Consider the following 22954-nt stretch of genomic DNA (forward strand, 5'->3'; position numbering starts at 1 on the left):
TCGCGGCAACGCCGGCGGGCGGCGTGATGTCATAATGATGCGACCCGTGCGCCAGTCGGGTATCCTTGCCGGCCTCTCAACGTTGTTTCCTAACGATATTTTCCTCCTCTCGCGAGCAAAGGGATTTCAATGACGCCCAGAAAAGGAAAGCTACCTGCCGTGCTCGCCTGCATGGCAGCGCTGGCGGGCTGCAACATCAACCCGGCGAACCAGGGCTCGGTGTCGTCCTGGTTCTCCATGCGCGCCGGCGATCCGCCCAGCTTCGTCACCGGCGTGGTCGGCTTCGAGAACACCGGCAGCAACGACCCGTCCACCCGCCTGACCCTGCGTTTCCGCGATCCCGCCTCCAAGACCCATGCGGCCCACGTCACCACCTCGTCGTACTCCGAGCTGTTCAGCCTCGCACTGACGCCGCGCTACTACGAGCTTTACGAGTTCGAGGTGAGGTACCTGTCCTATACCGTCACCCGCGAGACCGGTGCGTACGAGGAGCGCTGCGAGGCCAACGGCGAGGCGCTGGAGAAGACAGTCCAGAAAAGGAAGCGCAGCGTCACCCACACGGCGGTGAACGTGGAGTCCAACTGTCGTTCTACGCCGCTGACCAAGACCGACTACTACTACGAGACCTATACCTCCAAGCCGTTCTCCGCGCCGTTCCGTGCCGAGAGCTTCGCCACCAACTACATCGGCGACTTCCGCGTGCAGTGCAGCTACAAGGAGAAGAAGGGCAAGACCCTCGTCGATAGCTGCCGTCTCAACTACGGCGCCGTCAGCCGCGATCGGGTGGACGCCTGGGTGGCGCAGATGAACGAGGCAGACAAGGACAAGCGCGAGCCGCTGCCGCCGGTACGCCAGCAGGCGGTCGACACGAAGAAGGCCGGCAAGCTCATCCATTCGGTATTTCGCTGAGGCGCTCGCTCAAAGAGCGCCGGCGATCGCGCGCCAGGTGTCGGCGTATCGCCATCGCAGCCAGGCGACCAGGCAGCGCTCGTGCCAGCGTCGCAGGGCGCTGCTCCTTTGCCGCGCCAGGCGTCGCTCGATGGCCTCTTCCAGCCAGGCCTCGTCGAAGGCGGTCCATACCGCCGGAGCGGGGCTGAGCAGGTTGCCGTGGCAGACCGGCGCCACTTCCTCGAAGAACAACCGCTCCAGCAACGCCGGGTCGACGCCCTTTATCCGCCGGGCGATATCCTCGGGCTCCAGGAGAGTGTCGACGAAGGCGTCGGATAGCGCGTGGCGCAGTCGTCGGCGTTGGCTCGGGTCAAGGGCCATGGCAAGTATGGGTCCGCAGGCTGGTGCGCAGGCAGCATAACCCGCCACGGCCAGCGCGGAGAGGCGTCAGGCTCGACGGGGACGCCAGGAGCGACGACGAAGGGGTGGGCGCTGGCGGCCGAACCAGCGCCAGCGGTTGCGCCGTAGCGCCTCGTGGCACTCGTCGCGCAGCCAGGCTGGCAGCAGGCGCAGCCAGCGCAGGTGACGCCAGGGGCCCGGCAACAGGCGCAGCACCTCGAGCAGGGCATCGTTGTCGTCGCAGGCGTAGGCGCCGTCGACGAACAGCCAGGTGTTGAAATGATCGGGTGCCAGCCCGAACCAATCGAGAATCGCCAGGCCTTCGGCGGACTGCGCGGCAAGCAGCTTCAGCCGGTGGTCGGCGCGGCGTGCCAGGAAACCGCTCCAGAGCGTGCAGAAGCGGCAGTGCTGGTCGTACAACACGACCTTGTCGCCGGGCTTGAGGTACGGCGGCAGTGACATGAGGGGCCCCCTTGGGTTCGGCTTTGTGCGCAAGCCCGGAACCGTAACGGCGGGAAGGGAGGACGACTAGTCGGTGTGCTGTCAGAGTTTTCTTTCTGTGCGGTCATCGATTCGTCTTTCGCCGGACGGCGTCGGGCAACGCGCCATTCCTCTTCCTGAAGGACGATGCTGCGCCAGGCCGGTTTAAGTTCGATGACGCCGGGACGAACGGGAGATGTCCCCGTCCGTGGGGCACGGACGGGGCGCGGCGGGGAATCAGCGGGCGAACGCTTCGAGAAGGGTCTTGGCGGCCAGCTTGCCAAGGTTGTTGGAGGCCAGCGGGCTGTCGCCGGTGAGCAGCTTGCGGTCGCGGTGGACCTGGCCGGTGATGCCCTTGTTGAGGATCTTCACCCCGAGCTTCTGCAGGTTCTCGCCCACCAGCCAGGGCAGGGGACCGGGCATGTAGCCGATCTCTAGGTTGGCGCCGGTGTCCAGGGCGTCGGGGAACACGCAGATCTCGTAGTCCTTGAACGGGTAGTCCTCCGGCTTCTCCTCGACCGCCGGTGCCAGCAGGCAGGCCGGACCGTGGCAAAGGGTAATGATGTAGCGGTCCTTGGCGAGGAAGGCATTGAGCAGCCGTTTCACCTCCCGGCTGTGCGGAATGCCCGCCAGCACGCCGTGGCCGCCGGGAACGAACACCGCGGCGTACGGCGAGTCGTCGGCGACGGCCTGCTCCAGGAGGTCGGCGAGCTTCTGCGGCGCTTTCAGCTTGGGCAGGTACTTCGCGTAGATGCTCTTCACCGCCTCGTCCTCGCCGGGCATCGCCCACATCTCCAGCTTCACCGGGTTGCCGGAGAGCGTGGCGACATCGAACTCGAAGCCGGCCTTGTCCAGGTGGTACATCGGCAGGAGCATTTCCACCGGGTGGTTGCCGGTGGAGAACATGCTGCCGTTCTGCATCAGGATGTAGCGTTCGTCGGTACCGATCATCAGCACCTTCTTGCCGCCCTTGTACGGGGTCGGGTAGTCGGCGCCGTCGAAGTCGGTCTTCGCCGAGGTGTACTGGCTCAGGGAATAGGGCGAGGGAAAGAACGCGTTGTGCTCGGCGTGGTCGGGCGTCGGGGTTCTGCTGGTGTCGCGCTCGTTGCTCATGGCTCGTTCCTTTCTGCGTGATGGAGGTCGCACCAAGACGATAGGCGGGGTCGCCGGCCGGCGAAATAGGGGAAATCCCCTAACCCACGATCGGTCGCCTGAGGGTTTTCCCCTATGGGCTTTTGCCGGCAAGCCGGGGATCATGCGGGAAAAGCCAGGAACGTCCGCTCCATGACCGACTACGCCAGCCTTCTCTTCGACAGCGTCGCCCGGCTGCGCAAGGCCGCTACCACCGAGGCGGTCTGCCGCGAGATGGTGGAGTTCGCCGCACGCCTGGGCTTCGACCGGGTGATCGTCTGCAGCCTGTTCCCCCGCCCCGACGAGGACGAACTGATCGACGAGCTGTTCTTCGTCCATGGCGACTGGGCCGAAGGGCGCAGCGCCCAGGAGCGCGACGCCTATCTTCTGCACTGTCCGGTCACCCGGCACATCCTCGAACTGGACGAGCCGTTCTTCTGGTCGAAGAGCCCCTCGGAGGATCCCGAGCGCATGACCTACCGCATCGTCCGTGGGGTCCGCGACCTCGGCCAGGTCAATGGCATGCAGGTGCCGGTGTTCGGCCGCAACGGCCTGGAGGGCGCGGTGTCTTTCGCCGGCGAGCGGCTGGACCTGAATGCCGGTTGCAAGCTCGCCGCCCAGGCCTTCTGCCCGATCCTGTTCTTCGCCCTGAAGCGCCTGCGCGGCCCTGTGTCGGCGGGCGATGCGCAAGCGCTCAGCGAGCGCGAGCGGGAAGTCCTGCAATGGATCGCCCTGGGCAAGCAGCAGGCGGAGGTGGCGGCGATCCTGATGATTTCCGAGCGCACCGTGGAGAATCACCTGCGTGCCGCCCGCCGCCGTCTCGGCGCGGCGTCCACCGCCCAGGCGGTGGCGCGGGCGCTGCGCCTGGGCGATATCGAGGTCTGAGCGGCCTCAGGGAGCTGACGTGAGGACGATCTTGCCGATGTGCTGGCCGGAGTCCATCAGTTCGTGGGCCTGGCGCGCCTGTTCCAGGGGGAAGGTGCGGAACACCTGCGGCCGGACAGTGCCGGCGCGCACGTGCGGCCAGACCTGGCGCTCCAGTTCGGCGATGATCGCGCCTTTCTCGTCGTGGCTCCGCGAGCGCAGGGTCGAGCCAAGATGGACCAGGCGCTTGCTCAGCATCGGGAACAGGTCGACTTCGGCGGCCTTGCCCTTGATCACGCCGATCTGCACGATCCGTCCGTTCATCGCCGCCGCCTGGTAGTTCCGCGTCACATAGTCGCCGGCAACGATATCGACGATCACATCGACCCCGCGACCTTCGGTGCCGCGCAGCACTTCCTCGACGAAATCCTGCTCGGTGTAGTTGATCGCCAGGTCAGCGCCGAGGCGCAGGCTGGCCTCGCGCTGGGCCTCGCTGGAGATCGTGGTGAAGATTTTCGCCGCGCCGAAGGCCTTGCCCAGCATGGTCGCGGCGGTGCCGATGCCGGAGGCGCCACCGTGGACCAGCAGCGTCTCGCCGGCCTTGAAGCCACCGCGCTGGAACAGGTTGACCCAGACGGTCATGAAGGTTTCCGGCAGCGCCGCCGCTTCCTCCATGCCCAGGCCGTCGGGCAGGTGCAGGGTGGTGCGCTCGTCGGCCACCGCGAACTGCGCGTAGCCGCCGCCGGGAATCAACGCCATCACCGCCTCGCCGACGGCGAAGCGGCTGACCTCGCTGCCGACCGCCCGCACCGTGCCGGCGATCTCCAGGCCGGGAATGTCCGAGGCGCCGGGTGGCGGGTCGTACACGCCCTTGCGCTGAAGCACGTCGGGACCGTTGACGCCGGCGGCGCGGACTTCGACCAGGACCTCGCGCGGGCCGGGCGTCGGCAGCGGCCGGCTGGTCGCCACCAGTACCTCGGGGCCGCCGGGCCGGGCGATCTCGATGGCGGTCATTCGTTCGGGAAATCGGTTCGTGCTGCTCATCGCATGCTCCTGGGAAAGTGGTTCGGACCTGGTTCGCATGGTAATCAGCGCGGATGCCGTGGTCGCGCAGCGCTTTTTCATTATACTGATGCGAAAATGCATCAGGACAACCGCCATGAATTGGGACGACACCCGCGTCTTCCTCGCGCTCTGCCGCGAGCACACCCTGCGCGGCGCTGCCCGCGCGCTTCACGTCGACCAGGCCACGGTGGGCCGGCGGCTGGCGTCGCTGGAGGCGGCGCTGGGCTCGACCCTGTTCCTGCGCACCTCGTCCGGCTACCTGCTGACCCCGGCCGGCGAGGCGGCCTTCGAACTGGCCGAGAAGATGGAGCGCTCGGCCCTGGAGTTGCTGCGGCGGACCCGCGGGATGGACCACCGACTGTCCGGCGAGGTGCGGTTGTCCACCACCGACTCCCTGGCCGTCGACTTCGTGCTACCCGCCCTGGGCCGCCTGCACCTTGAACACCCGGATATCCGCGTGCTGCTCGACAGCGCTTCGGCCGTGGTCGACCTGCCCAAGCGCGAGACCGACATCGCGATTCGCACCCTGCGGCCGGAAAATCCCGATTTGATCCTGAGAAAACTCGCCAGTTGGCCCATGGGCCTGTTCGCTTCCGCGGACTACCTGCGGCGCAACGGCGTGCCGGTGCCCGGCGAGCGTTTCCGCGGCCACGACCTGGTGATGTACGAACCCTATTGGCACAGCCAGCGCGAACTGACCCTGGGCGGCGAGCCGATCCGCGACGGCCGGGTGGTCATCGCGGTGAATTCCAACATGATGGTGCGCCAGGCCCTGGCGCGCGGCCTGGGGCTCTGCGAGCTGCCGCTGTACATGGGCGAGCGCGACGGACTGGTGCGGGTCTGGCCGCAGCGCGAGCGACGCCGGCCATACGAGGTGTGGATGGTTACCCACAAGGACCTGCGCCACACCGCGCGGGTCCGCGCGGTGATCGAGCGGTTGGTGGAGGCGTTCGCCGAAGCGCCGGCCTGAGCCTGCAACGCCGGCGCCGGGTTCCGGTCGAATGCGGCGGCGCGCCGCGGAATCGCGCATCATAGGCGCCATCAGATCGAGGAGATTTCCATGGCAATCCCAAGCATCCCGCGTTTGGCCGTACTGACGCTCGGGCTGGCGCTCGCAGCGGCCGCCAGTGCCGCCGACGAGGCGCAACTGGTCGAGGCGATCAACGCCTACCGTGGCCAGGTGCAGTCCTGCGGCGGGCAGGCCAGCGGCGAACTGCCGCCGCTGGCCGCCGACCCGCGCCTGGCCTTGCCGGTGAATGCCGCCGGCGACCTGCAGCAGGCGATGGCACAGGCCGCCTACCCGATGGTCAACGTGCAGTCGATCAGCCTTTCCGGGCCGCGCGATGCCGGCGCGGCGATGAAGGCGCTGCAGGAAAGCTTCTGTCGCGTGGTGCTCGACCCGCAGTTCGTCGACGTCGGCGTCAGCCGCCAGGACCGCGACTGGCGCATCGTCCTCGCCCGGCCATTGCTGCGCGGTGGCATGGGCGATTGGCAGGCGGAAGGGCAGAAGCTCCTGGAACGGATCAATGCCGCCCGCGGGCAAGCCCGCCAGTGCGGTGGCAAACCTTACGCAGCGGCCCAGCCGCTGGCCTGGAACGCCACCCTTGGCGGCGCCGCCGAAGCGCATTCGCGGGCGATGGCCAACGGCAATTTCTTCGACCACCTCGACCGCGACGGCCGCACCCCCGGCGACCGCGCCGAGCTGGCCGGCTACAGCGGCGGGCTGGTCGGCGAAAACATCGCCGCCGGCCAGGACGGGGTGGACAAGGTGGTCGACGGCTGGCTGGCCAGCCCGGGCCACTGCGCCAACCTGATGAACCCCGGCTACCGCGAGCTGGGCGCGGCCTACGCCACCGATCCGAAGAGCGACGCGGGAATCTACTGGACGGCCATGTTCGGTTCGCCCTGAAGTCTCCGCGCCCGGAGCTGACGAAGGGCTGGGCGCCTTCCGCAAACGAAAAACCCGGCGCCATGGCGCCGGGTTCCCTTTCAGCCTGTCCCGCCCTCAATGCGGCGCATTGAGAGTCAGGCGCATGTGCCGGTTGACATCCTTGTACAGCAGGTAGCGGAAGCGCCCCGGGCCGCCCGAATAGCAGGCCTGCGGGCAGAAGGCGCGCAGCCACATGAAGTCGCCGGCCTCCACCTCGACCCAGTCCTGGTTCAGGCGGTACACCGCCTTGCCTTCCAGCACGTACAGGCCGTGCTCCATCACGTGGGTCTCGGCGAAGGGGATCACGCCGCCCGGCTCGAAGTTGACGATGTTGACGTGCATGTCGTGGCGCATGTCGCTCATGTCGACGAAGCGGGTGGTGCTCCAGCGGCCTTCGGTGTCCGGCATCACCAGCGGCTGGATGTCCTGCTCGTTGGTGACGAAGGCTTCCGGCAGCGGTACGCCGTCGACCTTCTGGTAGTGCTTGCGGATCCAGTGGAAGCGGGTGTGCTGGCCGGTGGTATTGCGCACCTTGTAGTCGGCGCCCGGCGGAATGAAGGCGTAGCCGCCCGGCTGCATGGCGTGGACCTGGCCCTGCAGGGTCAGGCTCAGCTCGCCCTCGACGACGAACAGCACGGCCTCGGCGTTGGGATCCTGCTCCGGTTTGTCGCTGCCACCGTTGGGCGCCAGTTCGACGATGTACTGCGAGAAGGTCTCGGCGAAGCCGGACAGCGGGCGGGCGATCACCCACATGCGCATGTTGTCCCAGAACGGCAGGTGGCTGGTGACGATATCGCGCATCACCCCCTTGGGTATCACGGCATAGGCTTCGGTGAACATCGCCCGGTCGGTGAGCAGCTCGGTCTGTGCCGGGTGCCCGCCGTGCGGCGCGTAGTAGCTGGACTTGGACATGGAGCGTTTCCTCGTTGTTGTCTTGCTGCCGGCTCACGCGCCGCCGGAGCGAAACGGGCGGGCGCGAGCCGTTGCTGACGGCAACGATATCCAGCGCCTGGCGCATGCACAAATTAAATGTTGGAATCCAGCATATTCATTTTTCGAATGCGGGGCGGCTCCGGGTATCTTCCGCCAGCACCCGCGACAGCACGCGCGCCAGCGCCTTCACCATCGGATCCGCCGCCGGCCGGTGCAGCAGCGCCACTTCGAACACGTCCACCGCCGGCAGCCCGGCGTTCTTCGGCAGTACCGCATGGCCTGCGCTCACCGCGCGCAGCGGCAGCAGGCCGATGCCCATGCCGTCGGCGATGGCCGATTGCAGACCGCTGAGGCTGGAACTGGTGAAGCTGATGTGCCAGCGCCGGCCGACCGCTTCCAGGGCGGCGATCATCTCGTCGCGGTAGACCCCGCGCGGCGGGAAGGTGACGATGGGCAGCGGGTCGAGGTCGATGCAGGGGTTCCTGGCGCTGTCCACCCAGCATGTCTTTTCCGGCCAGCAGGCCAGTGCCTCGCGGCTGGCGCGTCGCTGCTTGAGCAGCACCAGGTCCAGTTCGCCGCGGTCGTAGCTGGCGCTGAGGTCGCGGCTCATGCCGCTGGTGACTTCCAGCTTGACCTGTGGATAACGCCGGTTGAAGGCCGCCAGTCGCTCGGTGGTACGGCCGGCGGCGAAGTCGTCCGGCACGCCGATACGTACCGTCAGCGCCACCGTGGCGCCGGATAGCGCCTCGGCCAGTTCGTCGTTCAGTGCCAGCAGGCGGCGGGCATAGCCGAGCAGCGTATCGCCGGCGTCGGTCGGCAACACGTCGCGGTTGCCGCGCTCCAGCAGGCGGTGTCCGGCCATTTCCTCCAAGCGGCGAACCTTCTGGCTGACGGTCGACTGGGTCGAGTGCAGGCGCGCGGCGGCAGTGGTGAAGCTGCCGCAGTCGGCCACCGTGACGATGGCGCGGAGCAGGTCGAGGTCGAACAGGCGGCTATTCGATTTTTCACTGTCACTCATGGTCGTATCGCATTTTCGAATGTCGTCGCCGCTTTTAGCAGGCCGTGCCGTCAGCGGCAACCGCTCAGCGTCGACGCAGCGTGCCCAGCGGTCGACCAATGCGCTGGAAGCGGCGGGAAACCCGCCAGGCGGTCATGCATGCGCCAGGAACAGGACCGCGGAGCGCTACTCGGGCACCTCGACGTTGACCTGCAGCGCGTCGTGGCGCCAGTACTCCAGGTCGCAGTCGATCAGGCGGCCCGCCTGGTCGCGGTTGATCCGCACGATCTGTAGCGCCGGGCTGCCCACCGAGACCCGCAGCGGTCCCGCGGCCTCCGCCGGGAGGATGGTCGGGACCATTTCGAAGCGCACCCGGCCGTAGCGGATGCCGTAGTGGTTGGCGTAGAGATCGGTCAGCGAGCGAGTCAGGTCGAAGCGCTCGATGCCGGGAAAGTAGGCGGGATTCAGGTAGTGCTCGACGTACAGCACCAGCCGCCCGTCGACCCGCCGCGCCCGGCGGATCTGGAACACCCGCGACAGCGCCGGCAGCTCCAGGCGCTGGCAGATGTCGACGCTGGCCGGGATCATCGCCGCGCCGAGCACCTCGGTCTCCGGCACCCGGCCCTGGTCGGCGACCATCGCGTGGAAGTGGCTGCGCACCAGCGGGTTGTACAGCAGCCGCTGCGGCGAGACGAACCAGCCGCGGCGTTCCTCGCGGTAGATCAGGCCCTGGTCCTCCAACTGGCCGAGCGCCTCGCGCAGGGTGATGCGGGTGGTCGAGAACAGCTCGCTCAACTGCCGTTCGCTGGGCAGCTTGCTGCCGCGCGCGAGCAGGCCGCGCTCGATCTGCTCGCGCAGGGACTGGTAGATCACCGTCAGGGGGCGGGACGGCTCGTCGCGCATATCGACGCTTCTCCGCTGGGGCTCCGGGGGGCTACAGGGTAATGCTTCCGGGCCGCCGGCGGTATAGCGCGGCGCGCCTTCTCAGCGCCATTGCAGCACCGGCCAGCCGGCCTCGCGGGCGTGCCCGAGCAGCGCCGGGTCGGGGTTCACCGTGTGCGGCCGGTCGACCCGCGAGAGCAGCGGCAGGTCGTTGCGCGAGTCGGAATAGAAGGTCGCGCCGGCCAGCGTCTCGCCCTCCTGGGCCAGCCAGGCGTCGAGGCGACGAACCTTGCCCTCGCGGTAGGTGAGGGTGCCGCGGGTGCGCCCGGTGTAGAGGCCGTCGCGCTCCTCGATGTCGATCGCCAGCACCTCGTCCACCCCCAGCCGGCGGCCGATGGCGCTGACCAGGAAGTGCGCCGAGGCGGAGATGATCAGCAGGCGGTCGCCGGCCTGGCGGTGGCGTTCCAGGCAGCGCACGGCGTCGGCGTGGATGCGCGGCGCAACGATCCGCGCGACGAAATCCTCGACGGCGCCGGCGATTTCCGCCGGGGTGCGGCCGGCGATGGGCGCCAGGCTGAAGTCCATGTAGTCCTCCATGGCCAGCCGGCCCTCGGCATAGAGTTCCATGAGGCGGCGTTCCTGGTGCAGGAAGGCGGTTTTCTCGACCCAGCCCAGTTCGGTCATGTAGCGCCCCCAGAGGGTCGCGCAGTCGCCGTCGATCAGGGTGTCGTCGAGGTCGAAGAGGGCAAGTGGCATAGGCGGTTCCTTGTTCGCTAGGGATTGGCCCGGCACGCCTGGCGCCGGGCGGTGGTTCGGCGAGGTTTCAACGCGGCTTGCCGGCCGCCAGCAGCGGCCCGCCGGCATGCGCCTTCGGTTCGACGCGGCACGCGCCTGGCCGGCTGTTCCAGAACGGCACCAGCAGCAGGCTGGCGAGCAGCGCGGTGGCGGTGAACACGAAGAACACCGTGAGGGTGTCGAAGTAGCCCGGCAGCAGGCCGCCGAGGATCGCCCCGACCGAGCCGCAGCCGTTGACGAAGCCGGTGGCGGTGCCGGCCGCCTCGCTGGTGCCGAAGTCGATGGCGGCGGCGCCGCTGATCATCGAGTCCGGCCCGTAGAGGGTGACGCCCATCATGAACAGCAGGCCGACCACCAGGTACAGGCTGCCGCTCTGCATCGCCGGGACGAACAGCGCCAGGCTCACGGTCAGCGCCGCCAGGCTGAGCACGCAGGCCGGCATGCGGCGGGCGCCGAACAGCTTGTCCGAGGCCAGGCCGATGAGGATCGGCCCGGCCAGCCCGGCGACCTCGAAGGCCGAAGGCACGATGGCCGAGGCGACCTTGCCGATCTCCGGCATGCGTTCGTAGATGATCACCGGGCCCCAGAGCAGGATCGCGTAGCGCGCCGGCTTGAGCAGGAAGTAGGCGATGCCGAGGACCAGCACGTGGGGATTCCTGAGCGCCTTCAGCAGGGCGCCGGAATGGCTCGGCCGGGGCGCGTTGGCGGGGGGCGCGGCCTCGGCCTCCACGGGCGGCAGGCCGACGTCCTGCGGACGGTTGCGCTGGAGGAAGAAGAACAGCACGGCCACCGCCAGCACCACTCCCGCCGAGGACAGGAAGGCCATGCGCCAGTCATGCGTCAACCGGTAGGCGCACCAGCCGGCGAACGGCGTCGCCACCAGCCCGCCGAAGGCGTAGCAGGTACTCCACAGGCCGAGCACGCGGCCTCGCTCGTAGGTGGCGAAGAAGGCGCCGATGTTCTTGCACAGCCCCGACCAGCCGGTGGACTGCGCCAGGCCCTGGACCACCATGCAGGCGGCGAAGATCGGCAGGGTGGCGAAGGTACCCATCACCAGCGCCGCCAGCGCCGAGGTGAGCAAACCGCCGAGCACCACCACGCGGGTGCCGAAGCGGTCGGCGAACACCCCCCACATGAACTGGCCCACGGCGTAGGCGGCCAGGTAGAGGGCATCGAGATCGGCCATGGCGCTCTTGTCGAGCTCGAAGGAGGGGTCTTCGGCGATGCCGAGCTTGGCCACCGAGAAGGCCTTGCGGGTGAAGTAGAAGGCGGCGTAGGCCAGCCAGGTGATGACGAAGATCTGGATGCGCCAGCGCTGGAGCGATTGCCAGCCACGGTGCAGGGTACCGTTGTGGTTGTTCATGTGGGTCCCTATGGGTCTAGACAGTGCGGGGAGGTTGTTCTTGTTGTGCTGCTGCAAAGCTGTCCGGATGCATGGTCTAGGCCAGATGCCTTTCCCATGACTTTTTTCGTGCGCAAGGTTGGCTGTCGACGCGCTCCTGCTCGGTCCTGCCGAGGCTGAGATGGATTGTGAAGGCTTGGTGGCGGTACGTGGCGCCGATCCGGTCAGGCTGGGCCGGCTGGCGAAGGTCAATCTAGCACTGGGTATTTTTATGGTCTAGACCAAAAGCAGGGCGAAACGATTCGATTTTTTCGAGGGATTGCCTGGGATTGGTGCATTTTCTTGTCCTGGCGGCACCTTTGGGCGGGACTTTTCTACGTATTTTCAAGAAATTGGAATAGACCAGATTTTCGATGATACGCCAGCGCCTCTGGTGCGCCGTGCGCCGCCGCTGGATGGCCGCGTGTCGCGGCGCTCGGCTAGACTGCGGGACCTCGCGCCGGATCGGACCGCCATGCTGAGAAACGTCACCGACCTAGACCTGCGTCTGTTGCGCATCTTCGCCTGCGTGGTGAAGTGCGGCGGTTTCACCGCGGCCCAGGCCGAGCTGAACATGAGCCAGTCGAACATCAGCATGCACATCGCCAGCCTGGAGAAGCGCCTCGGCTACCGGCTCTGCGAGCGCGGCAAGGGCGGTTTCCGACTGACCGCCAAGGGTCGCCGGGTGCTGGAGGCTTCGCGAACGATGTTCGACGCCATCGGCCTGTTTCGCGACCAGGCGCAGGCGTTGTCCGGACGTTTGGTCGGGGAGCTGTACCTGGGCCTCGCGGACAATCTCGCGACCTTGCCCCAGGCCCGTTTCGGCGATGCGCTGGCGCGCTTCCAGCGGCGCGACCAGGATGTTCAACTGAACCTTTTCGTCAATTCGCCCACCGAGCTGGAACTGGCGGTGATCGAAGGCGAGCTGGACCTGGCGATCTCCTATTTCAGCCGTTCGCGGCCGAGCCTCGAATACCGCCCGCTGTATCGCGAAGAGATCGGCGTGTTCTGCGGCGATCGCCATCCGCTGTTCGCCGAGGCGCAGCCGACCCTGGAGCGGATCGCCGCCTGTGACTGGGTGATGCACGGCTTCCTGCCGGAAAACCTGGTCCTGCCGCTACGCCCGTCGCGCAGCCGCGCCACCGCCTACCACATGGAAGCGGTCGCCCATGCCGTGCTGGCCGGCACCCACCTGGGCTACCTGCCGACCCATTACGCCGAAGCCTGGATCGAGCGTGGGCGGATGCGCGCGCTGTTGCCGGAGCGGCTGAGCTACCCGGTGGAGCACAGCATGATCGTCTATGCCGGGCGCCCCCTCAGCGAAGCCGCCCGCGCCTTCATCGACGACCTGCTGCAGGTCCACGGCCTGGGGTCCTGAGCGCTCAGGCGAGAGTCCCGGCCACCGCCTGGCGGTAGATGCGCGCATAATCCCGGGCATCGAGCGGCAGGGCGTTGGTCGCCGAGGACGACAGGTCGGCCAGCGCCTGCTCGCCCACCCATTGCGCGTCCTCGCCATCCAGGCCGAGGGCGGCGAGGTTCGCCGGGATGCCGATGCGCGCGCGCAGTTCGAGGATCCACGCCAGCAGGCCGTCGAAGCTCGCTTCGTCGAGTTCCAGGTAGCGCGCCAGGCGCGCGGCGTCGGCTTCTATCGCCGGGCGGTTGGCCAGCAGAACGTAGGGCAGCAGCACGGCGTTCAGCAGGCCGTGGTGCAGGTGATGGCGAGCGCCCAGCGGGTGGGCCAGGGCGTGGACCCCGCCAAGCCCCTTCTGGAATGCCACTGCGGCGCTGGCCGAGGCTACCAGCATGCCTTCCCGGGCGGCGAGGTCGTTGCCGTCGCGCACGGCGTTTTCCAGGTGCTGCCTGACCAGGCGCACGCCTTCCAGGGCGATGCCCGCCGACATCGGATGGTAGAGCGGCGAGAACAGCGCCTCCAGGTGATGGGTGAGGGCGTCCATGCCGGTGGCGGCGCTCAGCGCCGGCGGCAACCCGCGGGTCAGGCGCGGGTCGAGGAATACGCAGGCGGCCAGCAGCTCGCGATGGCCGACGACCCGCTTGATGCCCAGTTGCGTGTCGGTCAGCACCGCCTCGCGTCCCAGTTCCGAGCCGGTGCCGGCGGTCGTGGGCAGCGCCAGCAGCGGCGGCAGGCCGAGCAGCGGGTAGTCGGCGAGGGTCGGATAGCTGCGCAGCGTCTGTGTCCATTCGAAGCGTTCGAGGCCGTGCGGATCGCGGCTGAGCAGGGCGATTCCCTTGGCCGCGTCGAGGGCGCTGCCGCCGCCGAGAGCGATCAGCGCGTCATGCCCGCCAGCCTCGAAGCGCCTGGCGCCGCCGTGGACTTCAGCGAGGCTGGGGTTGCTCGACAGTTCGTGGAACAGGTCATGGTCGATGCCGGCGCGTTCCAGGCACTCGCGCACCAGGCGCAGGGGCTCCAGGGCGAGCATGCCGGGATCGGTGACCAGCAGGGGCCGGCGTGCGCCCGCCAGCGCGCAACGCCTCGGCAGTTGTTCCAGGGCGCCGACGCCGCAGAGGATATCGGTGGGGTAGTTCCAGTAATGCAGGTCGCTCATGGCGATGCTCCGTGAAAGCAGGATGAGCCGGGCCCCGCCGGGCGCGAAGCCAGCGTGCGGGAACAACCGGAGGAGGCGCCGGAACGGCCGGCGCGTGCGGGTCAGTCCGCCGGCGGAGCGGCGAAGCTGAGGCTGGTGGCGATGCGCCGATGCGGCTTGGCGATGAGCATGTAGAGCAGGCCGAACGCGGCCAGCGCGGAGAACACCACGACCACCGCCCAGACCTGGAACCAGGGCGCGTCGGGCGGGGCGAGGCTGGCCCGCGGCCAGGCGACGTTGAGCGCCTCGAACGACAGCCAGGCGACTGCCAGGACGTTCACCGCCAGCCCCGCGCGTCCCAGGCGCAAGGCGCCCTTGTCCGGGTCCCAGCGGCCGACGAGGCGGGCCCAGAGAGCGCAGGCGGCGACGATCAGGAAGACCACGAAGAAACCGCCGCTGCCGAACGCGATCAGCGTGCCGACCGCCGTGGCGTTCAGCCCCAGGGCCAGGCCGAGGCTGGCCAGCAGCGTGCTGCAGACCATCGCCGCCATCGGCACCTTGCGCCGGTCGACCCGGCGCAGCAGGGCGGAGCCGGGCAGGATGGCGTCGCGCGCCATGCCGAAGATCGCCCGGCCGATGTAGGTCTGCACCGACACCACGCAGGCGACGAAGGCGATCAGCACCACTGCGACGAAGGGCCGCTCGGCCCAGGCGCCGAAGGCGTCCACCACCGCCGGGGTGACCGGGTCGACCACCTGGCCGCTGACCACCGCGCCGATGTCCTGGTAGGACAGGGTCACGGCGAAGGCGGTGAGCATCACGGTGAATCCCACCACCAGCATCGAGCGCAGGATCGCCCGGGGAGTGGAGACGCGGGCATCGGTGGTTTCCTCGGAAATCTGCGAGCAGGCGTCGAAGCCGAGGAAAGCCCAGCCGCCCACCGCCAGCGCGGTCAGCACGCCGTCCAGGTAGGAACCGTCCGCATCGCCTGTGCCGCCCGGGCCGCTGAACAGCAGATCGAGCGGATGGTTGCGGAAGAACAGCAGCAACAGCACGCCGATACCGATGGAGGCGATGGCCTCGGCGACGATCCCGGCATTGACGAAGTACTTCAGCGGGTTGATCCCCAGCAGATTCACCGCCAGGCCCAGCGCCAGCAGCAGCGCGCCGCAGAGCACCTGGCCGTTGGCCGACGGCGGCGCGCCGGTCGCCAGCAGGCCGAGCCAGAAGCCACCGAGGTAGGCCACGGTAGTCAGCGAGGCCAGCGCCGAAGCCAGGTAGAGGAAGCCGGTGAACCAGGCCAGGCGGTCGCCCACCAGGCGCCGCACCCACTGGTAGCAGCCGCCGGCCAGCGGAAACTGCGAGGACAGCTCGGCGTAGACCAGCGCCACGCCGAACTGCAGCAGCAGGCACAGCGGCACCACCCAGACCCAGGAGGGGCCCATGCTCATGGCGCCGAGGGACATCACCGAGTAGATGCCCACCACCGGCGAGATGGTGGCGAAGCCGACGGAAAAGGACGACCACAGGCTCAGCCCGCGCTCCAGTTCCTGGCGATAGCCGTGGGCCGCCAGCAGGCGTTCGTCGCGGGAGGCATCGCGGAGATCAGTCATGGCGGTCTCCGGGCGAGCGCTGCGGGGAAGGGGAAAGGCGGATGCCACCGATGCGATGGGTGAGCATGGAGAGTCCTCGTCGGCTATTGGAATTGTTATGGCCGCTTCCGGGACGAGCGAAAGCGTGGCAGACGCAGGTTAGGCGGATTACCTATCAGGATGAATTCATATTCGATTGGGCTGGCATCAGGAAAACCTGATGTATGGCCAGGCCCCGAGAAGGCCGGCTCCTGCGAAGGGAGCCGGCCGGTCGCGGCAGTTACTTCAGGTCCTCGCGCGGCGGTTTGCCGGGCTGGCTGGCGTAGTCCGGCAGGGCGCTGATCGCCTGTTCCTTGTCGGGGATGCTGGACGGGTCGAGGTCGCCGCCGACGTTGCGCGGGTCGGTGGGGATCGCCGAGGGAATCACCACGGTGCGCTCGGCCAGCGGCCAGCCGAGAATGGTCTCCAGGCGCCCGCCTTCCTCCTCGGGGCCGGTGATGGCGTCCAGGCGCAGCGGCAGCGGATGGCCGATCAGCCGTTCGACCTCGCCCGCCGCCTCCGGCGCGGCCAGGGTCAGGCCGGTGCGGTAGAAGCCCGGCAGACTCCAGCGCGGCACATAGACCCGCAGCAGGGCACCGTTGCGGATCCGGCCGCGCGCGTCGGGTTCCTGGTCCTGGGCGTAGCCGTAGGCCAGCGCCGGATCGCCGGCGATATAGAAACCGCGCCAGATCGCGTCGAGGTCCTGGCTGCGCGCGCGCACCCCGCCGAAGACGATGCTTTGCGCCGCTTCGAGGAAGGTGCCGTGGTAGCCGACGAACACATAGCCGCGCTCCTCCAGTTGGCGGTGCGCCTGGAGCAGCCGCTCCACCGTCCAGTTCTGCGTGCCGCGGGTGCTGAAGCTGACGTCGCCGCCGTCGCCGAGGAACTCCGCGCCAGTGGGATAGTTGCGCTCCAGCAGGGCGTCGCCGCTGTCCGCCGGGCCCGCGCATTCACCGGCGGCGACCGGGCAGGTCAGGCTCACCACGTCGGCGCTGGCCGCGCCGGCCTCGTCGTTGCCGGTGCCCTGCCGGACGAAGCGCTCGCTCTCGGCGGCGGCCAGGGTCAGGGCCAGACGGGCCTGCTCCGGCTGCTCGCGGATCGCTTCGCCCAGGTCGCCGCCGCTGCCGGGGCTGGCCAGGGCGTTGCGGATCACCTGGTCGACCTGGTTCCACGACAGTCGCGCCGCCAGGTAGAGGGCGACCAGCCGCTGCACCGGATAGCCGCACTGCTCCAGTTGTTCCCAGCCGCGCGGCTGGCGATGACGAGTGAAGGTCTCCAGCGGCAGGTGGCAGGCCTGGTGCGCGGTCAGCGCGGCCAGGCTGCCGCCCTCGGGGAAATGCAGGCGATGACTGATGACCGTGGGCTTGATGTCCAGGTCATGCTTCGCCGGGTTGCCGGCGAGCACCCGGTAGATCTTGCCTTCCCAGGTATCGTCGAGGTTGCAGCGCTGCTGGGCGAGGTAGTTGTAGACCCCGTCCAGCGGGTCGAGCAGGCACAACACCTTGCCGCTGGCCCATTCGCTCCAGCGCTTTTCCCGGCGCGGCTGGGCCTGAGCCATGACCACGCTGACCCCGGCATGGCTGATGGCGAGCGTCGGCTGCATCTCGTTGCTCTCGTGCGCCCTGACGAAGAAGGTGGCATCGCGCGCCAGCTTCGCCAGCAACTCGTCGCCCATCTCGATGGTGTAGATCGGCGACATGTGGCTGAGCTGGTTACCGGCGTTCAGTTCGTGGATGAACACCTTGATGTTCGAGGGCTTCTCGTGGCCGATCGGTACCAGCCAGTTCAGCGACCAACTGCCGCGCGCCTGGCGCGTGTAGCTGTAGCGCACCGGCTTGTTCGGCTCGACGCCGCCTTCGAGGCGGATGGTCAGGCCGTCGCTGGTGATGCTGAGGGCGTTGTCGATGGCCAGCTTGAGCGCGTCGTTGCCGCCCTCCAGGACCATGGAGTAGTGCAGCACGCCCTGGCCGTTGGTGTCGGCGATGGCCGGGTCGACGCTCATGCGGCTGGAACGCACGCCGTCCTTGAGGTCGAGCACGCAGGCCTTGGCGCATTCGTTCCAGAGGTCGAAGGCTTCCTCGGCGGCGGACGCGAACGAGCCGCCGGCGAGCAGGCCGAGGCTGGCGACCAGGGGGATCCAATGGGGTATCAGGTGCATCGCGATGGCTCCTGTGATGGGTGAAGGATGAGGCTGATCGAGCGGTTGGTTTTTCTTGTCGGGCGAGCCGGCGGAGAGCGGCGGGGCGTCTAGGGTGCGGGTTGCGGGGAGGCTGGCGGGGAGCGGAAGAGGGCTTTTATGGGATTTATGAACTGGATTGCAGAGTGGTGAATGTGCGAACGGGAGGCTTGCCGATCGGCGTGTGCATGCAGGGCGTCCATCTCGGCCTGGTGGTGACAGCCCGGCCTGTCAGTCAGGCGCCTGACAACCCAGGGTGACGACCAGTTCGCGGCCGCTCGCCAAGCCGGCGTCCGCCGCCAGGGTCAGCGTGCGCGGCGTGTCCTGGCGACTATCGAGCAGCCCCTCTTGAAGCACGAAGCTGTCGGCGCTGGCGCCCCTGGCCAGCAGCCGATATCGCACCAGCGCCGAGGTACAGCCGCATTCGCCTGTGGAGCGCCGGGCCTCAAGGGTGAATGGCAGGTGCAACTGGCCCTCCGCCGTGTGCGGTGCACCGAGCCGGGCGGCAAGGCAGGCGGAGAGGGCATTGTCGAGCGTCGCCGCGTCGGCGAATGGGGCGGCCAGGCAGAGGCTGCCGAGGAGCAGAGCTTTGGCGTCCATGTCGGGGGTTCGCTGGGGATGGAAAGGGCATCATGGCTGAGGTGGCTTTATTCGTCGAACGATGGCTGGCCCTGCCGGTATATCGGCCAGGACTTCATGCGCTGCGGAAATGGCCTAACCAGGTGCAGCGGCTTGCAATCAAAAACGCTGGGCTCGCAATCAGCGTGGCTTTGTCCGGAAGCTCGCGAAGGGGCGGCATGGATGAATTTTGAAAGTGGGAGTTCGTTAATGAACCGAAGGTATGCGGCTTCCGTGACTGGCAGGGATAGATGAGGTTTGCGTGCAGAAAATGACCGCTGGATGGGCGCATGCGCAAACGAGGTCGTTTCGTAGAAGGGAATGGCCAAGGATGGGCCTTCTGGGTCATTGGATACGGGATATTGCAGTTTGATTGAAGTGTATTTCCAGTGTATTGGCGCTCATCTGGCAAGGGGTGTTTAAAAAGGCTAATTCGACGTAAATAATCAGCCATGCACTCATGGAAGTAGGAGATACATATGGCACGACCCATTGCTGACCTTATCCACTTCAACTCTACAACTGTTACGGCAAGCGGAGACGTTTATTACGGCCCTGGGGGAGGTACCGGCATTGGCCCCATTGCCAGACCTATAGAGCACGGCTTGGATTCGTCCACTGAAAATGGCTGGCAAGAGTTTGAAAGTTATGCTGATCTGGGCGTTGACCCCAGACGCTATGTTCCTCTTCAGGTTAAAGAAAAACGCAGGGAGATCGAGCTTCAGTTCCGAGATGCCGAGAAAAAACTTGAGGCGTCGGTACAAGCCGAGCTGGATAAGGCTGATGCCGCTCTTGGTCCGGCAAAGAATCTTGCACCATTGGACGTCATCAACCGCAGTCTGACCATCGTTGGAAACGCCCTCCAGCAAAAGAATCAAAAACTACTGCTGAATCAGAAGAAGATTACCAGCCTGGGTGCAAAGAATTTCCTTACCCGTACGGCGGAAGAGATCGGTGAACAAGCGGTGCGAGAAGGCAATATTAACGGGCCTGAAGCCTATATGCGCTTCCTCGACAGGGAAATGGAAGGTCTCACGGCAGCTTATAACGTAAAACTCTTCACCGAAGCGATCAGTAGTCTCCAGATCCGCATGAATACGTTGACCGCCGCCAAAGCAAGTATTGAGGCGGCCGCAGCAAACAAGGCGCGTGAACAAGCAGCGGCTGAGGCCAAACGCAAAGCCGAAGAGCAGGCCCGCCAGCAAGCGGCGATAAGAGCTGCCAATACCTATGCCATGCCGGCCAATGGCAGCGTTGTCGCCACCGCCGCAGGCCGGGGTCTGATCCAGGTCGCACAAGGCGCCGCATCCCTTGCTCAAGCGATCTCCGATGCGATTGCCGTCCTGGGCCGGGTCCTGGCTTCAGCACCCTCGGTGATGGCCGTGGGCTTTGCCAGTCTGACCTACTCCTCCCGGACTGCCGAGCAATGGCAGGACCAAACGCCCGATAGCGTTCGTTACGCCCTGGGCATGGATGCCGCTAAATTGGGGCTTCCCCCAAGCGTAAACCTGAACGCGGTTGCAAAAGCCAGCGGTACCGTCGATCTGCCGATGCGCCTGACCAACGAGGCACGAGGCAACACGACGACCCTTTCGGTGGTCAGCACCGATGGTGTGAGCGTTCCGAAAGCCGTTCCGGTCCGGATGGCGGCCTACAATGCCACGACAGGCCTGTACGAGGTTACGGTTCCCTTTACGACCGCAGAAGCGCCGCCACTGATCCTGACCTGGACGCCGGCGAGTCCTCCAGGAAACCAGAACCCTTCGAGTACCACTCCGGTCGTACCGAAGCCGGTGCCGGTATATGAGGGAGCGACCCTTACACCGGTGAAGGCTACCCCGGAAACCTATCCTGGGGTGATTACACTACCGGAAGACCTGATCATCGGCTTCCCGGCCGACTCGGGGATCAAGCCGATCTATGTGATGTTCAGGGATCCGCGGGATGTACCTGGTGCTGCGACTGGCAAGGGACAGCCCGTCAGCGGTAATTGGCTCGGCGCCGCCTCTCAAGGTGAGGGGGCTCCAATTCCAAGCCAGATTGCGGATAAACTACGTGGTAAGACATTCAAAAACTGGCGGGACTTTCGGGAACAATTCTGGATAGCTGTGGCTAATGATCCTGAGTTAAGTAAACAGTTTAATCCTGGTAGTTTAGCTGTAATGAGAGATGGAGGTGCTCCTTATGTCAGAGAGTCAGAACAGGCTGGCGGGAGAATAAAGATCGAAATCCACCACAAGGTTCGAGTAGCAGATGGAGGCGGCGTTTACAATATGGGGAACCTTGTTGCAGTAACGCCAAAACGTCATATAGAAATCCACACGGGAGGGAAGTGATATGAAGTCCAAGATTTCCGAATATACGGAAAAAGAGTTTCTTGAGTTTGTTGAAGACATATACACAAACAATAAGAAAAAGTTCCCTACCGAGGAGTCTCATATTCAAGCCGTGCTTGAATTTAAAAAACTAACGGAACACCCAAGCGGCTCAGACCTTCTTTACTACCCCAACGAAAATAGAGAAGATAGCCCAGCTGGAGTTGTAAAGGAAGTTAAAGAATGGCGTGCTTCCAAGGGGCTTCCTGGCTTTAAGGCCGGTTAGTTGGCCATCAACAAGCCCCGTTTCGACGGGGCTTGTTCCATGTTGACGCTGCTCTATCTTGACAGTCTGTCCTGAATATTCTTGAAGACAATCACATTATGAGCCGCAACCACCGCAAAACACCCATCGTCGGGCGCACGAGCTGCCGTAGCGAGCTCTCCACGTTGGCCAGCAGCCCACCTCTCCCTACTGGAAAGTCAGGTCAATAACACTGGTGCCACGTAAGGATGGGCGTTCCTACTGGCCCCTCATACGCCAGGCTGCTACGGCAGATCGTGTCGCTAACCTCAAGGGACACAACCCGCAAGAACGCGCGTCCCTGAAAAAGCGCCTGCTGCGCAAGTGGATGAGCAAATGAGTACATCCAACATCCAGGCATTGGCCAGCACTGGGCACAGCTCGCCAAAGAAGCGGGATTCCGAGCCGACTATGACAGCACATCAACGCCAGAAACACATCTGGCCTGCGGAGTAACCCAAGAGTGGATTCGAGAACACATCGTTGCCACCAACGATATGCGCCTGTTCGGCCTGCTGCATTTGCTGGGTCAGGCATCGTTGCGCATGGAGCAAGCGTTGTGGCCGGAAGATTACGAGCGGATGACTCGTAAGGTCAAGGGAGTCCAGCGGGAAGCTGAAGGCGACAACGCCAAATCGTACATTTATGAAGAAGTCATGCAGATAAGGCAGGAGCGCTTCGATAAAGCACGACATAATTTGCAAGGGGTTTGTCATAGGTATCAAGGATCCAATTATTTTACAGTCCTGATACTAGTATTGTGGTTGTTCTCAAAGAGGATGGAATGTTTTTGTCAGGGTGGTATCTTGAGCCAGGAAGCAAACAGGGAAAAACTATTTTGAGAATGAGGTGCTTTAAATGAGCATGGCACTTATAGATCTTGCAAGAAATTTTTTGGATGAATCGTTAAGCGGAAAGAGTTTCACAAAAAAATTCTTTGAAATGTGGCGTAGCGAAGGTGCGTCAGGCTTGCTGAAAAAGGATGATGATAATCTTGGTGTAGTGGTCTACTGATCCCGGACACCGATTTAGGCGAAAATCCTCGCCGTGAGAGAGGTGTCTGATGAGCAAGCAACGACGTACGTTTTCCGCCGAGTTCAAACGAGAGGCCGCGGCCCTGGTGTTGGACCAAGGCTACAGCCATATCGACGCCTGCCGTTCGCTGGGGGTGGTGGATTCGGCCTTGCGCCGTTGGGTGAAGCAGCTCGAGGCGGAGCGCCAGGGTGTGACCCCGAAGAGCAAGGCGTTGACGCCTGAGCAGCAAAAGATCCAGGAGCTGGAAGCCCGGATCAACCGGTTGGAGCGGGAGAAAGCGATATTAAAAAAGGCTACCGCTCTCTTGATGTCGGACGAACTCGATCGTACGCGCTGATAGACCAGTTGAGTGAGCAGGAGTCGGTGGAAGTGGTCTGTTCAGCTTTCGATGTGGCGCGGTCTTGCTACTACGTCCACCGTCTTCGACGGCGGCGTGTCGATGCTCGCCGCGTGGCGCTACGCAGCCAAGTCAACCAGTTGTTCAGCCAGAGTCGGGGCTCGGCCGGCAGCCGCAGCATTCTGGGCATGCTGCGCGAAGAGGGCGTGACCATCGGCCGTTTCCGAGTGCGTCGGTTGATGCGTGAGCT

The 22954-nt window shown here is 65.7% G+C and carries 22 protein-coding genes and 2 pseudogenes; 11 read left to right on the forward strand and 13 right to left on the reverse strand.

Going from position 1 to position 22954, the window contains the following annotated elements:
* Positions 1-219: 219 nt before the first annotated feature.
* A complete protein-coding gene (locus ACTJJX_RS15885; protein ID WP_003133880.1) occupies positions 220-909 on the forward strand; it encodes a hypothetical protein in 690 nt (229 codons plus the stop codon).
* A 9-nt stretch (positions 910-918) separates the two neighbouring features.
* On the opposite strand, the gene ACTJJX_RS15890 is transcribed toward ACTJJX_RS15885, so the two are convergent.
* The 3 genes from ACTJJX_RS15890 to hchA form a co-directional block, all read right to left on the reverse strand.
* Positions 919-1269: a DUF7079 family protein gene (locus ACTJJX_RS15890; RefSeq protein ID WP_003133878.1), complete on the reverse strand. Its 351-nt coding sequence runs from the start codon at positions 1267-1269 to the stop codon at positions 919-921.
* 66 nt (positions 1270-1335) lie between these two features.
* Positions 1336-1749 carry a thiol-disulfide oxidoreductase DCC family protein gene (locus tag ACTJJX_RS15895; protein ID WP_003116330.1) on the reverse strand — a complete coding sequence of 138 codons (414 nt, stop codon included), beginning with the start codon at positions 1747-1749 and terminating at the stop codon, positions 1336-1338.
* A 255-nt stretch (positions 1750-2004) separates the two neighbouring features.
* Positions 2005-2880 (reverse strand): glyoxalase III HchA, encoded by an 876-nt coding sequence (hchA, locus tag ACTJJX_RS15900; protein WP_003109098.1) that lies wholly within the window; start codon positions 2878-2880, stop codon positions 2005-2007.
* A 171-nt stretch (positions 2881-3051) separates the two neighbouring features.
* Between hchA and ACTJJX_RS15905 the strand changes: the two genes are divergently transcribed.
* The gene (locus ACTJJX_RS15905; protein WP_003112485.1) at positions 3052-3783 is read left to right on the forward strand and encodes a PA1136 family autoinducer-binding transcriptional regulator; all 732 of its coding nucleotides are present in this window, start codon (positions 3052-3054) and stop codon (positions 3781-3783) included.
* A 6-nt stretch (positions 3784-3789) separates the two neighbouring features.
* On the opposite strand, the gene ACTJJX_RS15910 is transcribed toward ACTJJX_RS15905, so the two are convergent.
* Complete coding sequence (locus ACTJJX_RS15910) at positions 3790-4776, reverse strand: NAD(P)H-quinone oxidoreductase (protein ID WP_003082297.1); 987 nt, start codon at positions 4774-4776, stop codon at positions 3790-3792.
* Positions 4777-4921: 145 nt separating this feature from the next.
* On the opposite strand from ACTJJX_RS15910, the gene ACTJJX_RS15915 reads away from it, so the two are divergent.
* Together ACTJJX_RS15915 and ACTJJX_RS15920 are read left to right on the forward strand one after the other, a co-directional pair.
* On the forward strand, positions 4922-5797 hold the full coding sequence (locus tag ACTJJX_RS15915) for a LysR family transcriptional regulator (protein ID WP_003101845.1): 876 nt from the start codon (positions 4922-4924) through the stop codon (positions 5795-5797).
* Between the two features lie 90 nt (positions 5798-5887).
* Complete coding sequence (locus ACTJJX_RS15920) at positions 5888-6736, forward strand: CAP domain-containing protein (RefSeq protein ID WP_003112483.1); 849 nt, start codon at positions 5888-5890, stop codon at positions 6734-6736.
* A gap of 96 nt (positions 6737-6832) precedes the next feature.
* On the opposite strand, the gene ACTJJX_RS15925 is transcribed toward ACTJJX_RS15920, so the two are convergent.
* The 5 genes from ACTJJX_RS15925 to ACTJJX_RS15945 form a co-directional block, all read right to left on the reverse strand.
* Positions 6833-7669 (reverse strand): bifunctional allantoicase/(S)-ureidoglycine aminohydrolase, encoded by an 837-nt coding sequence (locus tag ACTJJX_RS15925; protein ID WP_003086528.1) that lies wholly within the window; start codon positions 7667-7669, stop codon positions 6833-6835.
* Between the two features lie 136 nt (positions 7670-7805).
* The gene (locus tag ACTJJX_RS15930; RefSeq protein ID WP_003109090.1) at positions 7806-8708 is read right to left on the reverse strand and encodes a LysR family transcriptional regulator; all 903 of its coding nucleotides are present in this window, start codon (positions 8706-8708) and stop codon (positions 7806-7808) included.
* Positions 8709-8873: 165 nt separating this feature from the next.
* Positions 8874-9590 (reverse strand): UTRA domain-containing protein, encoded by a 717-nt coding sequence (locus ACTJJX_RS15935; protein WP_003082314.1) that lies wholly within the window; start codon positions 9588-9590, stop codon positions 8874-8876.
* 81 nt (positions 9591-9671) lie between these two features.
* Positions 9672-10325: an HAD family hydrolase gene (locus tag ACTJJX_RS15940; protein ID WP_003086534.1), complete on the reverse strand. Its 654-nt coding sequence runs from the start codon at positions 10323-10325 to the stop codon at positions 9672-9674.
* A 67-nt stretch (positions 10326-10392) separates the two neighbouring features.
* Positions 10393-11727, reverse strand: coding sequence for an MFS transporter (locus ACTJJX_RS15945; RefSeq protein WP_003145458.1), 1335 nt, complete (start codon positions 11725-11727; stop codon positions 10393-10395).
* A gap of 493 nt (positions 11728-12220) precedes the next feature.
* On the opposite strand from ACTJJX_RS15945, the gene ACTJJX_RS15950 reads away from it, so the two are divergent.
* Positions 12221-13123 (forward strand): LysR family transcriptional regulator, encoded by a 903-nt coding sequence (locus ACTJJX_RS15950; RefSeq protein ID WP_003116332.1) that lies wholly within the window; start codon positions 12221-12223, stop codon positions 13121-13123.
* A 4-nt stretch (positions 13124-13127) separates the two neighbouring features.
* On the opposite strand, the gene ACTJJX_RS15955 is transcribed toward ACTJJX_RS15950, so the two are convergent.
* From ACTJJX_RS15955 to ACTJJX_RS15970, 4 genes are all read right to left on the reverse strand, one after another.
* Complete coding sequence (locus ACTJJX_RS15955) at positions 13128-14309, reverse strand: iron-containing alcohol dehydrogenase (RefSeq protein ID WP_003101834.1); 1182 nt, start codon at positions 14307-14309, stop codon at positions 13128-13130.
* 101 nt (positions 14310-14410) lie between these two features.
* Positions 14411-15901 carry an APC family permease gene (locus tag ACTJJX_RS15960; protein WP_016851884.1) on the reverse strand — a complete coding sequence of 497 codons (1491 nt, stop codon included), beginning with the start codon at positions 15899-15901 and terminating at the stop codon, positions 14411-14413.
* Between the two features lie 259 nt (positions 15902-16160).
* Complete coding sequence (gene toxA / locus ACTJJX_RS15965) at positions 16161-18077, reverse strand: exotoxin A (protein WP_016851883.1); 1917 nt, start codon at positions 18075-18077, stop codon at positions 16161-16163.
* A 249-nt stretch (positions 18078-18326) separates the two neighbouring features.
* On the reverse strand, positions 18327-18695 hold the full coding sequence (locus ACTJJX_RS15970; RefSeq protein ID WP_004348661.1) for a DUF2195 family protein: 369 nt from the start codon (positions 18693-18695) through the stop codon (positions 18327-18329).
* A 497-nt stretch (positions 18696-19192) separates the two neighbouring features.
* Between ACTJJX_RS15970 and pys1 the strand changes: the two genes are divergently transcribed.
* The 6 genes and pseudogenes from pys1 to ACTJJX_RS16000 form a co-directional block, all read left to right on the forward strand.
* Positions 19193-21049: a pyocin-S1 gene (gene pys1 / locus ACTJJX_RS15975; RefSeq protein WP_023082705.1), complete on the forward strand. Its 1857-nt coding sequence runs from the start codon at positions 19193-19195 to the stop codon at positions 21047-21049.
* A 1-nt stretch (position 21050) separates the two neighbouring features.
* Positions 21051-21314, forward strand: coding sequence for a pyocin-S1/S2 immunity protein (gene imm, locus ACTJJX_RS15980; protein ID WP_003120570.1), 264 nt, complete (start codon positions 21051-21053; stop codon positions 21312-21314).
* A 98-nt stretch (positions 21315-21412) separates the two neighbouring features.
* A pseudogene (locus ACTJJX_RS15985) lies at positions 21413-21672 on the forward strand (hypothetical protein).
* Positions 21673-21829: 157 nt separating this feature from the next.
* Entirely contained in the window at positions 21830-22174 is a 345-nt protein-coding gene (locus tag ACTJJX_RS15990; RefSeq protein WP_031634584.1) for a hypothetical protein, read from the forward strand.
* Between the two features lie 16 nt (positions 22175-22190).
* Entirely contained in the window at positions 22191-22346 is a 156-nt protein-coding gene (locus ACTJJX_RS15995) for a colicin immunity domain-containing protein (RefSeq protein ID WP_170869666.1), read from the forward strand.
* A 49-nt stretch (positions 22347-22395) separates the two neighbouring features.
* Positions 22396-22954 (forward strand): annotated as a pseudogene (locus ACTJJX_RS16000) (transposase); the annotation flags it as partial.

The sequence above is a fragment of the Pseudomonas sp. 22490 genome, assembly GCF_052044465.1.
GTDB lineage: Bacteria > Pseudomonadota > Gammaproteobacteria > Pseudomonadales > Pseudomonadaceae > Pseudomonas > Pseudomonas aeruginosa.

Bases quoted from the DNA above. Each gene is read 5' to 3' on its own strand.
- ACTJJX_RS15890 (WP_003133878.1), bottom strand. From the start codon at position 1,269: ATGGCCCTTGACCCGAGCCAACGCCGACGACTGCGCCACGCGCTATCC.
- ACTJJX_RS15895 (WP_003116330.1), bottom strand. From the start codon at position 1,749: ATGTCACTGCCGCCGTACCTCAAGCCCGGCGACAAGGTCGTGTTGTAC.
- hchA (WP_003109098.1), bottom strand. From the start codon at position 2,880: ATGAGCAACGAGCGCGACACCAGCAGAACCCCGACGCCCGACCACGCC.
- ACTJJX_RS15905 (WP_003112485.1), top strand. From the start codon at position 3,052: ATGACCGACTACGCCAGCCTTCTCTTCGACAGCGTCGCCCGGCTGCGC.
- ACTJJX_RS15910 (WP_003082297.1), bottom strand. From the start codon at position 4,776: ATGACCGCCATCGAGATCGCCCGGCCCGGCGGCCCCGAGGTACTGGTG.
- ACTJJX_RS15915 (WP_003101845.1), top strand. From the start codon at position 4,922: ATGAATTGGGACGACACCCGCGTCTTCCTCGCGCTCTGCCGCGAGCAC.
- ACTJJX_RS15920 (WP_003112483.1), top strand. From the start codon at position 5,888: ATGGCAATCCCAAGCATCCCGCGTTTGGCCGTACTGACGCTCGGGCTG.
- ACTJJX_RS15925 (WP_003086528.1), bottom strand. From the start codon at position 7,669: ATGTCCAAGTCCAGCTACTACGCGCCGCACGGCGGGCACCCGGCACAG.
- ACTJJX_RS15930 (WP_003109090.1), bottom strand. From the start codon at position 8,708: ATGAGTGACAGTGAAAAATCGAATAGCCGCCTGTTCGACCTCGACCTG.
- ACTJJX_RS15935 (WP_003082314.1), bottom strand. From the start codon at position 9,590: ATGCGCGACGAGCCGTCCCGCCCCCTGACGGTGATCTACCAGTCCCTG.
- ACTJJX_RS15940 (WP_003086534.1), bottom strand. From the start codon at position 10,325: ATGCCACTTGCCCTCTTCGACCTCGACGACACCCTGATCGACGGCGAC.
- ACTJJX_RS15945 (WP_003145458.1), bottom strand. From the start codon at position 11,727: ATGAACAACCACAACGGTACCCTGCACCGTGGCTGGCAATCGCTCCAG.
- ACTJJX_RS15950 (WP_003116332.1), top strand. From the start codon at position 12,221: ATGCTGAGAAACGTCACCGACCTAGACCTGCGTCTGTTGCGCATCTTC.
- ACTJJX_RS15955 (WP_003101834.1), bottom strand. From the start codon at position 14,309: ATGAGCGACCTGCATTACTGGAACTACCCCACCGATATCCTCTGCGGC.
- ACTJJX_RS15960 (WP_016851884.1), bottom strand. From the start codon at position 15,901: ATGACTGATCTCCGCGATGCCTCCCGCGACGAACGCCTGCTGGCGGCC.
- toxA (WP_016851883.1), bottom strand. From the start codon at position 18,077: ATGCACCTGATACCCCATTGGATCCCCCTGGTCGCCAGCCTCGGCCTG.
- ACTJJX_RS15970 (WP_004348661.1), bottom strand. From the start codon at position 18,695: ATGGACGCCAAAGCTCTGCTCCTCGGCAGCCTCTGCCTGGCCGCCCCA.
- pys1 (WP_023082705.1), top strand. From the start codon at position 19,193: ATGGCACGACCCATTGCTGACCTTATCCACTTCAACTCTACAACTGTT.
- imm (WP_003120570.1), top strand. From the start codon at position 21,051: ATGAAGTCCAAGATTTCCGAATATACGGAAAAAGAGTTTCTTGAGTTT.
- ACTJJX_RS15990 (WP_031634584.1), top strand. From the start codon at position 21,830: ATGCGCCTGTTCGGCCTGCTGCATTTGCTGGGTCAGGCATCGTTGCGC.
- ACTJJX_RS15995 (WP_170869666.1), top strand. From the start codon at position 22,191: ATGAGCATGGCACTTATAGATCTTGCAAGAAATTTTTTGGATGAATCG.